Source organism: Leptothoe sp. ISB3NOV94-8A, from assembly GCF_043421595.1.
Lineage (GTDB): Bacteria > Cyanobacteriota > Cyanobacteriia > Phormidesmidales > Phormidesmidaceae > Leptothoe > Leptothoe turfae.
Map to the genome: position 1 here is coordinate 2,851,933 of NZ_JAXSQW010000001.1, position 11,122 is coordinate 2,863,054.

Here is an 11,122-nt window from a genome sequence, read left to right on the forward strand (position 1 = left end):
AAGCATCATGAGCCAATTTAGTCGCAGCTGGTGGGGACAACAATTCATCCAAGCCATTGAAAAGCTAACCGACCCAGGACGCCTCAGTCGTGGGCGCTCCTATGCCAGGGGCAATAAGGTTAAAAGCTTTGACATTGAGGGTGGGCGAGTCACCGCACAGGTCCGAGGTTCAGTGAATCCTTACTTTGGAGTGTATAAGGAACCACTGTATTTCACAACGATTGAGTTCCAGCCTTTGAGTAAGGCCAAGTGGTCAGCTGCGATCGCACTGATTGCCTCCAAAGCAAGTTTGATTTCTCGTTTATTGCTCAACGAGATTCCAGACAATATTGAGGATACATTTAAGCAGCTAAACCTCAATCTGCTACCAGCAAGTGCCAGAGACTTCAAAACCAGCTGTTCTTGTCCAGACTACAGTAATCCATGCAAACATATTGCCGGTGTTTACTATTTGGTCGCGGCAGAACTCGATCAAGATCCGTTTTTATTGTTTGAACTGCGGGGCTTGTCACGGGAGGAGTTATTACAGGAACTGGCAAAATCTCCCTTAGGACAGGCGCTGTCAGCGGAATTACAGTTAGAACAGCAACCTCCTAAACCAGTAGACTCTTACTACGCGCCACTAGAGACAATCAAAGTACCTGCAAAAACTGAGTTGCGAGACTTTTGGCATGGAGCCAAGCGTTTGCCTCAAACAATGGAGGTTTTACCCGATAATCCAGTGTCAGGCATTCCAGTAAAAAAACAAGGAGACTTTCCGGGCTTTTGGGATCGGGATAATTCGTTTATTGAAGCAATGGAGACGTTGTATGAGCAGGTAAAAGCCAAGGGACAGTTATAAAGGCAAGCAATCACTGTTGAGTGTATTGAACATTTGCGACATCTATAGATGCGGCATCTATAGGTAGAAAATAGTTGGATCCAGGCTGACTCCCTGGGTTGAAGACGCAAACGTTTCAGCCAGCATCGATCTATTCTCAGTGCTATATCGGCCAGGCGTTCGGCTCAGATATCGACGCCACGCGCGTATTTCGTGGGCTTGATCTGCAAAGTCTTGCAGCGGCCTTTGGGCTATAGTCTCCACATTGGCCCTGACACTGCGTTGTAATCGATACAGGTTCATCACTTGCTTGGGGCTGATGCCAAGATGGCGTTGAAATTCACGCTGTAGCGATCTCGGAGTTATTCCCAGTTGTTCACAGGCTGTATCAATGCGCCTATTGGACGTCAGCGCCTGATGTAACTGCAAACGACGCTGCACAACAGAAACCGGCACTGCCCTGAACAAGTTTAGGAGCCACCCATCCAGTGCACTTTTGACATCATCGGGTGGCAATTCATGGGGAAGGCAGCGCCAAAATTCTCCTGCTTTTCGCTCACCCCACAAATCTGCCATATCAAGCAGGTTATCCGCACAATCTTGGCCGATATCTGGAAACAAGATCATCATGCCGGGGATGGTCAGGATGGCCATGACAAACAAAGTCTCTGGCTGGGAGATCCATTTACGAGTGCGCGTTTGTACCCCTAGCAAACCAACCTTAGGGTGAATCTTGCCCGATTCATGGTACGAACGTTTCCCAAAGTTTGCGCTCAACACACCAATGGGTTCCGGGCAGGTCCAAATAGGTGTCCCTGCAACTTCTCCCAGCTTGTCTTCAACCATCCTATAGCTCAGCACATAGGGTCGCAGTTGAGGATGGGGTTCAATGGCTAGTATGCGCACTGTCGTGATCCAAACAAAATAGAAGAAATATAGGGTATCAAATCAAATCGGGACGTTTTCCAAGGAACATATTCAGGTTGATCCTGATAAACTTGTACCAGTTACTTGATGATCAGACCGATAAGTTTGATGTCTATTGCACCCTGCCCAACTTGCAAGAATGGGAACGCTAGCATTAGTTTCATACGGTGAAATAGCCTATGCAGCCGGATAGCTTCAATGCTTTGGTAGCTGAGATCGCGCAGGTTGGGCTCTCGGCCCAGGTCAGTGTACGCGGAGAGCATTTATATATCGGTCTGACGATAGCCGATGCGCCAATCCCGGAGCCTGCGACCAATACCCTACGGACGTTGCTTTACCGTATAGACTTAGCTGAACTGGGACTGGCGGATGTGCGGGTGGTGCATGTTTATGGTTTGACGGCACCAAAGCAGGCAGCCTGGCAACAGAAGTTTGCGATCGCGCCACTTACCAAGGCTGATACTGATCTAATGTCCTTTGACAACCGCTTTAGCGCGGTGTTTTATTTTCCATTAATGGTACTGACCGGTATTTTTCTAAAAGCCTTTGCGCCCATCGGAGGGCTGCTGCAGGGCATTGATATCTGGTTTCACGAGTTCGGTCATGCGGTCGTAGCCTGGATGTCTGGACGGCGCGCTATTCCCTTGCCCATTGGGTTTACGCCAGTCAATCCGGAGCGGTCTTTCTTTGTGTATGTTGGTGTGTTGCTCCTGTTGGGATTGCTGTTTTGGGCTGGGCAGCGGGAACAGAAGCGCTGGCCCAGGCTGTTAGCTATCTCTCTAGCAGTCATACAGTTTGGCATGACCTGGCTAATGTCGGCCAATACGTTTGATATGTTGTTGTACTTCGGTGGCATTGGTGGCGAGTTTTTGATTTGTGCTCTGCTAATTGTGGGCTACTATTTTCCACTCCCGCAGTATTTTCAGTGGGGACTGTACCGCTACCCTGTTGTTGTTGGTGCATCGTTTACATTTTTTGGCAGCCTATGGAACTGGCGGCAAGTGCGACGTGGTTTGCAGGAGATTCCGTGGGGCTCAATGTGGGGCGGTGATGGCGACATGGAGAGGCTCGCCTATGGTCATGGCTGGAGCCACCAGCAAATTATCAACACGTATAACACGTTGGGCACAGTCTGCCTTGTTGCGATTCTGGCAATCTACTTTTATACGCTGTTCAAGCAGCATCGAGCTTGGTTGCTACTGCAGTGGCGGCAGTGGCGAACTGATGGGTTGAATGGACGATGAATCGCGCAGACTGTTATCGCCGTCGATAGATTACGATTGTGCGGCGGCGATTGCCTATCTTTACAACAGCTTAAATCGATGCACGAAGAAACGATCGGGAACTTGGGTTTCTTGCCCCGGCCTCAGACGATGACGGATCTGGGACTCAGTAACCCAAATCTCTTGTCCAACCAGCGTCAGATTGACGGGTGACTTAAGATCAGAGGCTAATGTCTCAATTGGCGTTGGATTTGTGCCAGGTGCAAAACTATGGATACGTAAAAGATGACCATTACCGCTGGTAGCTGCGCCTTCGGTGAGAATCAACGAACCATCGGGGGCAAATTGCATGCCATCTGGATTCTCTAGCGATCTTTCCAAAGAAATCTCTTCAACCGTTGGAGATCCGTCAAGTTGAGGCATCACTTTGAAGAGAGTACCGTTAGAATAATGTCCCACAATTAAGACGCCATCGGATCGCCGTGCAATGCCAGCCAGTCCAATGTGCTCGGCCCGAAACCGCTCATCGACTGCCCAAGTCTGCAACTGGCTTGTTCCCGGAGCCAGGTAGTGAATCCGAGCCAGGGTGCTGTCGGTGACGTAAACGCCGCCGTCTGGATCAATGGCCAGATCATTGCCGAAACCACCCTCCGGCATCAAAATGACCTGTAGCACATTACCAGAACGAACATCGATGGCAAAGATGCGCGGTGGGCGATGAACGGTCTCCCCATTGGCGCTACGGGTTCCCAGGAAATCAGGTGAACTGCCCCAGAGAATACCGCGTGGTTCATCTAGTCGTAATGCGGTGGCGGCAAATACTTCATCATTACCGGGGAAAACTATCTCGGTTTTGCCATCAGGCGTGATGCGCAAAATCTGTCCACTGGTAATGGAGCCAATATAGAGTGTGCCGTCGCTGCCATGGGATATACCATTGGGATACTGAAAACCAGCAGGTAGTTCGATCGGCTCTAGTTCTCTTGCAGAGGCGGCAATCGGTTGGTTGGAGGACAGCACGATCGTACCTGCACATCCTAAAACTAAAAGAAATTCTCGTCGTTTCATTGCATTACTCCCTTTTAAGCGACGCGGTGTCCGGGAATGGCATATCCACCATCCACAGAGATGGTTTGTCCAGTGATGTATGAGGCGGCATCAGAACAGAGCCACAATACGGTTTCTGCCACTTCTTGAGAATTACCTAACCGTTTGAGTGGAATGTGGTGAGTGAAGGCTTGCACAACGGCATCATTTGGATCGTCGGGATTGCCAAAGCGACGAAACATCGCCGTATCAATGATGCCGGGATTGATATTATTGATGCGAATGTTGTGACTTGCGTACGCCAACGCGGCAGGTCTGACCATGCCATCCAGTCCACCTTTACTGGCTGAATAGATCGTAGAACCGACTAACCCACCTTTTGCTAGCCAAGACGATGTATTGACAATCGCGCCTCCGCTTTTCTGTGTGAGCATTTGTTCAATTTCATACTTCATGCAGAGCCAAACTGCCTTCAGGTTGATCGTGATTGTGTGTTCCCAGTCGCTTTCTGTTAGCTCGGTGATGGGGGCAAATTTACCTTCTGTTCCAGCGTTGTTGAAGGCAAAATCCAGGCGACCATGATAGTCGACTACTTTTTCGATCAGTGATTGAATCTCATCAGAATTTGCCACATCTGTTTTAATAAAGTGAGCCTTCCACCCTAAAGCATGAATTTGAGAAATCACATCTTGGCTTTGATCTTCACGTCGCGCTGCAATGATCACTGTTGCACCCTGTTTGGCAAATGCGATCGCAGCCGCTTGACCCATGCCAGAACTACCCCCAGTGATGAGGGCTACTTTGCCTTGAAACTTCATTTCTGAGTCTCCTAATTTAGGTTGAGGTGAAAATTATTTGTTCAACTTGCTGTCTAGAGATTTTTCAAGATGATGCTTCCAGAAAATGCAGTTGTGATCGTTTTCACCAGTTGCTTCCAGTTGTTGATAGTGTTCAATTTTCAAGTTAATCACTTGCAAGTGATGGGTGAGTTCCTCTAAGTGTTGTTTGACCTGATTGCGATGTTCCTCAAGTAACACGCGTCGTTCACTAACTTCATTGGGATGCTGACGCACCAAATCTGCAAAGGCAATCACTTTTTTGATTGGCATTCCGGTTTCCCGCAAACGCACCAAAAACTCTAGCCAAGCAATATCTTCGGCGGAGTACCGTCGATGTCCATTAGATGCTCGGTAAATCGGAGCTAAAAGCCCAACTTTTTCGTAATAACGTAAAGTGTGGATACTTAGCCCTGTTGCCTCAGCAGCTTGTCGGATGGTTAATTCAGTCGTCATACCGCAACTATAAAAGGTAGAGTGCGCTCTAGGTCAATAGCCGGCTCGCATCAATACTGTCTCAGTCCAAGGTGTTCGGTGATGCACGTAATTAGATTGCCCGCTGCCTCATTACCCACCCCATTGGTTGAGTGCCGATTCAATTACGTAGCGTCCTTGTTGGGCAGATACAGTTTGCTCAAGTTCAAAGTAACTCTGTATGCTCTGAGCCATTTTCTCACAGTGCTGAGAATATTCTGGCTAACGATCACGCTCACCGGACGCAAACATCTTTTGGGACTCAATCAACCATATCCTGACGTCTAGGTGCAGTGCGATGGTTAAGCGTTGCGGTCATTATCCGAGCTGAGTGCCAAGGTCATCAGGTACTCATCATAGAACTGTCCACCTTTCGAAAAGGTCTCCGGTTCAGTACCATATGTGCGAAAGCCCAATGACTGATAAAGATGGATCGCCGCTTCTTGTTGGGTGACAACAGTTAGATAGATTCTCCTGATATCTTTGGCATTTGCTGCCCAATTCAGCGCTTTATGGATGAGCGCTTTGCCACAGCCGTGACAACGAAACGAGGGAAAGACATAGAGTCCCGCCAAATATGCACGATGTTTCTCATTGGAAGCTGAATAGCGAGAAATCCGAATAATCCCAATGAGTTGTTCGTTTTGGAATGCTCCGAAGAAGCAACGGTCATCGCTTTCTGCCAGCCTAACGGCAGTTTCGGAGAGGCTCGGTTCGTCTTCAGGGAGAGAACCGAAAGCGGGTGGCTGTTCACAGAGCGCAGACAAGCGTACGGCATGATATGCCTCGGCATTGGCGGAGGTGAGTGCGCGCACACTTACTGACCTGATATCTTGAAAAGACTGCATGGTATTGGATTGATTATTTCGATCTTATGCGAAACAGCACTGAATGTTGACTGAAGAGCAATACACTGGATATACCTCAAACAACTACAATTCAAGCTTTGAGTCTTGCCAGCACGAATTTCCCCCGTTCCACAACTGATGGATATGAATCCTTCGACAATATCTCAGCAATGGGTAAAGCCTCCGTGCCAATACTGTCTAGCTTAGCAATGAGCACATTCCCGGCCACCCTTCGAACTACCGGAGAACTGTCTCTAGCTGCTTTTTTAAGGGTTTCCAAGAACGATCGATTGACCTTTATTGCCCTCTCACCAAGAACTGGCTCATGACGTCCTTCACACCAACGAATATCTGTCCATACCCATTTTCGACCCTCGAACCATACCATACGCTCCTCTAACTGGCTAAGATACGCCTTGGCGCGGACTGCTGGTTGAACTGCTTCCTCAGAGATAGTCGGTAAAAAATTATCGAGCACGGGCTTGCGACCTGCTTGTCCAAGAATTGAAGCAGCCGGACCGGCGGTCACCTCAACAAGCTTCGATGCCAGTCGTGACGGTATACCATCTATAGAAAGAAGACTTATCAAGACTTCTAGATCCTCGTCCTGTAAGCGTCCCCAGGTATGCAGGTATGGCAAAATTGCCCAGAGTGTTTCTAGTATGAACTCAGGTTTGGTGTTAGCTGCTATCTGCGGGACATGCTCACGAGCTGCAGCTCGTACTTGAGGAACCCAATCGTTTAACCGTCGAAGAATCATAGCAAAAAGGAACCCATTCGGTGCACCTTCACGTAAAGAGCGCAATGCTTTTTCTCGTAGATACCCGTCTCCGTTGCAATGATCTAACCAAGGAATTAGTAAACGCCGTTCACGGAGCGAGAATGACTTGGATCTTGAGTGCGGTTCTACATAAATCTCATAACGGAAGGTTCTTTCCCAATACTCTAGCTTGGAAACAGATAATAACGAGGTTGCATTTATATATTCAGATACTGCTGAAACTAAGTTGAGATGGCCATTAGCAGCATGTGCAAGATTTTGCACTGCATCCAAAACCCGATCCTTGTCTTCGTGTTGATTGGTCATGCTCAAGGCATAAGTTATAGTTTTCTCTATGTCAGATGCAAGGATTCCCTTAAAGGAGTCTAGTTTGAAAGACAGGGTGATTACGCTGCATAACTATGTATTCGATGTGGAGCGATCGCACGTTTCCAGATGCTTGACTGAAAGGTTCCGACAACGGAGTCGCCGCCACGCTGACGCGGTGTAAACCCTGGGCATAGGAACAGCCCGTGGCCGAGCAGTTGGACCACCAACCGGCGCGGTGCAGCTTAAGTTTTGGGTTCGTCCTTCTTTCCCAGCACCTTGGTCGCCAAGATTCCTGCGCAGACGCCGGGAAACAGCAACAACAATCCCTGATAGAGCCCGCGCCCGCCGTGAAGAGGAAACAGGCTTGTCGATCCGGCGATACAGAGGAGGACGATCAACGATGTATAGGTGATTGCGATCTCGTCATACACGTTGTGGCGAATGTACCGACCGAGCCCAGCTCGCAGGTCCCGAAAGAACTCTTTGGTTGATGAGATGGTGTACGAAAAATCGAAAACAACCCAGATCCCTGTGATGATTCCCAGCCGCATCAGGAGATGAACGTAAGCAAACTGTCCTTCTTTCGGTGTATCGAGACCGTTCACCATCATGAAGCTGTTGATAACGGTGACGACCGAAAATGCGTCGGAAACTCCTGCGACGGCGTTCTTTTCGGTGAAGAAGTGTTTGATCGCACTTATCACTTTGCGAGCAGAAAACGGCATGTTTATTCACCTTATGATCGACTCAGATGCTTGAATAGTGTGCATTTCTTTTAGTTTTTCTTTAACCTCTTCCAGCTTTTCAGCCTGAGAGAAGCTCAAGCTAGCCTCAGACTAGGAGCAAGTGAAACGCATACAGTTATGATGACATATTTGGGATGATGTGGAGCGATCGCACGGCTGCAGCTTCCTGATTGAGAATAAGGTTCTGAAAGTACAGCCTATTGGCATAACGCAGCGGCGGTAGGTTAACTGAGATCTTGCACCTGGCAAGGAAGCATTAACCCACCTTGGACTCAAAGTCGCAAGGCTAACTGGCTCAAAACCGCTCAAGCGGTTAAAGAATCCCTAAAAGCTCTATATTTAGAGCGGCCCAGCCAATCTTGTCCCTTTAGTGGACAGCCCTCAATTAGCGTTGGGTTTTGAACCCAACGTGGGTTTGAGCTTCACAACCGACCTTAGTGCAAGATCTGAGCCTTTTACGAACAGTAGGGCTGTTCGCTCAACCGGCAAGAAACACAATTGTCGTGATTCTGTCGACAATCAGTCTATTTTAGGGTTGATTAGCTTGTGTTTCTTAGGAGTAATATGCATTTAATATTCTTTATGACCGTATTAATCGCATTAAACCATATACATTCCCACTTCTGTCACGCACTCTCATCCTAGGGACCGGGGCTCTAACGAGGGGGAGTTACCAGCACGAAAGAGAGCTAAAAAGATACGCTTAAGCCTGATTGTCCAGTGCAGTGTGGGCTTTACTTTCCTTAGTGGTGGATTTTGCCATGTGCCATTAATCGCATCTTGTTGCGGTAAGTAAAGCCGCAAGGTTATGAAGAAGCCCTTATTTGGTGCAGGCAGCCAATTTTTCTTCTTTTTGTCTTCAGTGGGTTGAGCATGCTGGATATAAAGCGTCAGTCCCCCGTCTTCGTCGAGAACGAGTTCGTTGTTGTCCAACATCGTTGAATTAATCAGGTAGCGCTCGAGTTTGTTCTCGACAAGGAGTTGCTCGGGGAGGTTATACATCGTTGCCGACCAGAAAGCGTCAGCTGGTGGCAATCCACCTGGCTCAAAGCGTAGCGTATAACAGACGTCGCCTGATGCATTTAATTCGTTGCCGTCTGAATCGTTATAGTAGGAAGGATACATGGCCTCTTCAATAGAATTGCCCCAGATGCCAAGAATCGCGCCAGCCAGGCGGTATAGATAAATGTTACCGGTTGCCGTCAAGTGTTCACGGGTGCCAAATAGGTCGGCGGCGGTGACGTCTTGAGTGGCAAGTTTAGTCTTCTTCAGCTCCAGATAAGTCTCCCAACCGTCTTTTATGCCTTGCTCGATGGCCTGTTTCAATTTCTCAGAGAGTTCTGTCGGATTAAAGATCAGACCAGGTCCGATGTTGAGCTTAGCGAAGCGCGCCATCAATTCTGTTTCCGATGCATGTGTTGAACAAAACGTCGTCAGCAGGAAGTTCAACAGGCTAAATATTCTGGGTGACGTTTCGCCTTCGTCCAGTTTTACGGGTCTTGGGTATTTCACCGCTGGCATTTCCGCCGGTGACTCCGTCTTTGTAAACTTACTCAGCGGCTGCACCTCATAACCGTTCTTAATGATGTCTGCGACATTCTCTAAGTCATCTGAGTCGAAAAGCTGGGTGCGGTACAAAGCTAGGGCAAGACTGGTTTCGCTACGGATAACGGCAGTGATTCCAGCCGGTATCTCCCCCGTCCAGTCAGGACCCGCCAGCAAGTACTTGCCTCCGCCATTGCCCGTCGTTCGAGTACCAACGTATTCGAAATTGTGAGTGTAAGCATCAATGAGTTGGATAGAGTAGTATCGTTTAGGGTCTATAGTTGGGACCGTCAACACTAAAGGTTCCGCCCGAAGATCTGCGCCAACCACACAGTAAGGTGTATCCGCGTTCGGTGTCTGAATTGTTTTGTCCGCTGGCGTAAACAGTCGTGCTTCGCCAAGCAATTGATTCAAGGGTCCCTTGTATTCGGCATTATTGGGCCAAAGAAAGTAGGCAAAAAGAATCCGATAACTGTCCACCATTGGATAGGCGTAAATAAACGCATCTTTCGTGATCAATCGGGCTTCTTGTGGAGTCAGTGTAGACGAACCAATCATTCTAAATTCTCCTTTATGTAGTATTCAATGAACATAGAAAACTGATGGTGAAGCTGAATGGCAACCAGTAAGTCTATGATTCATATCCAATATATGAAAATCGCCCACGTCTGCGAAGTGTCAGACGTAATACAGAGCGAGGAAGATTTTCATGCACCAACAATGACTTTTTGCATAAGTGCCAAAGGTTTATATCTGTTGATTGTCGGAACTTTTGATCTGGAATATCGAGTTCAGTTGAGATACCAACAACAGACACAGGTTCTCTTACTGAGTGTAGATACCAGGGACTGTGACACTGGTGCCCCTTCTCCCAGCGGGAGAAGGGGCTGGGGGATGAGGGCTGCTTTTATAGAGCTAGAGCGTTAGGAAGTTATTTGATGCTCATTTCTTAGCTGTATGCCCAACGGCTAGCTGTTTTTTGGCTAACGTCTCGGTTCACTAATCAGTTCGCTTGTCTGACAAAAAATTTACGAACTCCTCTAAGACGATCTGCGGTGCCTCCAATTGTGACAGATGACCCACATTATCCAAGGTCTTGAACGAAGCATAGTGGATGCGAGAATAAAGTGCTTTACAGCTGGCTTGCTTTTAGATCAATTTAACTATTTTTGGCGTTGCTGATCCTCGGGATGATTTTATCTGGAAGATTCTGCAAAATTACATCACTACTCGATCGATTCATACTCTAAATCAGCAACGGCATATTTTTCATCCAAATTGCCCCCTCATTCGTATTGATAGTCAAATAGTCAAATATTGATTGATATGAGGAGGTTCACGTTGGATGTCAAGGCTTGGTGTATAGAGCGCTTGCTTTGTTTAACTATTATTCGTATCCATAACTGACAATCAATTGTGTTCGTATCCCACGTATGGGATTGCCATTGAAAAGCAATTGGTTGTCTATTTTTGTGCTCTACCTAAAAAAGAATAGTTGAAACAACACTTATGACCCTCTAACAAAGGCGTTTAAGTGTGTCAATATCCCCTTGAAACTTTGTTTTT

The 11,122-nt window shown here is 47.7% G+C and carries 10 protein-coding genes; 2 read left to right on the plus strand and 8 right to left on the minus strand.

Annotated elements, in window-relative coordinates; genetic code table 11:
* Window positions 1-7: 7 nt before the first annotated feature.
* The gene (locus SPB21_RS12300; protein ID WP_163702672.1) at window positions 8-841 is read left to right on the plus strand and encodes an SWIM zinc finger family protein; all 834 of its coding nucleotides are present in this window, start codon (window positions 8-10) and stop codon (window positions 839-841) included.
* Between the two features lie 57 nt (window positions 842-898).
* Here the strand turns inward: SPB21_RS12300 and SPB21_RS12305 are convergent, their stop codons facing one another.
* Window positions 899-1,726: an AraC family transcriptional regulator gene (locus SPB21_RS12305; RefSeq protein ID WP_499866707.1), complete on the minus strand. Its 828-nt coding sequence runs from the start codon at window positions 1,724-1,726 to the stop codon at window positions 899-901.
* A 200-nt stretch (window positions 1,727-1,926) separates the two neighbouring features.
* Here SPB21_RS12305 and SPB21_RS12310 point away from each other — a divergent pair, with 200 nt between their 5' ends.
* Window positions 1,927-2,991, plus strand: coding sequence for a hypothetical protein (locus SPB21_RS12310; RefSeq protein ID WP_499866708.1), 1,065 nt, complete (start codon window positions 1,927-1,929; stop codon window positions 2,989-2,991).
* Window positions 2,992-3,051: 60 nt separating this feature from the next.
* Here SPB21_RS12310 and SPB21_RS12315 read toward each other — a convergent pair whose 3' ends face one another.
* The 7 genes from SPB21_RS12315 to SPB21_RS12345 all read right to left on the minus strand — a co-directional run bounded on the left by SPB21_RS12315 (window position 3,052) and on the right by SPB21_RS12345 (window position 10,114).
* Complete coding sequence (locus tag SPB21_RS12315; protein ID WP_499866709.1) at window positions 3,052-4,038, minus strand: Vgb family protein; 987 nt, start codon at window positions 4,036-4,038, stop codon at window positions 3,052-3,054.
* A 14-nt stretch (window positions 4,039-4,052) separates the two neighbouring features.
* Window positions 4,053-4,835, minus strand: a complete 783-nt coding sequence (locus SPB21_RS12320; protein ID WP_499866711.1) for a glucose 1-dehydrogenase — start codon at window positions 4,833-4,835, stop codon at window positions 4,053-4,055.
* A 33-nt stretch (window positions 4,836-4,868) separates the two neighbouring features.
* On the minus strand, window positions 4,869-5,309 hold the full coding sequence (locus tag SPB21_RS12325; RefSeq protein WP_163699292.1) for a MerR family transcriptional regulator: 441 nt from the start codon (window positions 5,307-5,309) through the stop codon (window positions 4,869-4,871).
* 320 nt (window positions 5,310-5,629) lie between these two features.
* Window positions 5,630-6,175: a GNAT family N-acetyltransferase gene (locus SPB21_RS12330; protein WP_499866712.1), complete on the minus strand. Its 546-nt coding sequence runs from the start codon at window positions 6,173-6,175 to the stop codon at window positions 5,630-5,632.
* Between the two features lie 91 nt (window positions 6,176-6,266).
* On the minus strand, window positions 6,267-6,935 hold the full coding sequence (locus tag SPB21_RS12335) for a hypothetical protein (protein ID WP_163699295.1): 669 nt from the start codon (window positions 6,933-6,935) through the stop codon (window positions 6,267-6,269).
* Between the two features lie 572 nt (window positions 6,936-7,507).
* Complete coding sequence (locus tag SPB21_RS12340) at window positions 7,508-7,990, minus strand: hypothetical protein (protein WP_499866713.1); 483 nt, start codon at window positions 7,988-7,990, stop codon at window positions 7,508-7,510.
* A gap of 657 nt (window positions 7,991-8,647) precedes the next feature.
* On the minus strand, window positions 8,648-10,114 hold the full coding sequence (locus tag SPB21_RS12345) for a DUF1254 domain-containing protein (protein ID WP_499866714.1): 1,467 nt from the start codon (window positions 10,112-10,114) through the stop codon (window positions 8,648-8,650).
* Between the last annotated feature and the right edge of the window lie 1,008 nt (window positions 10,115-11,122).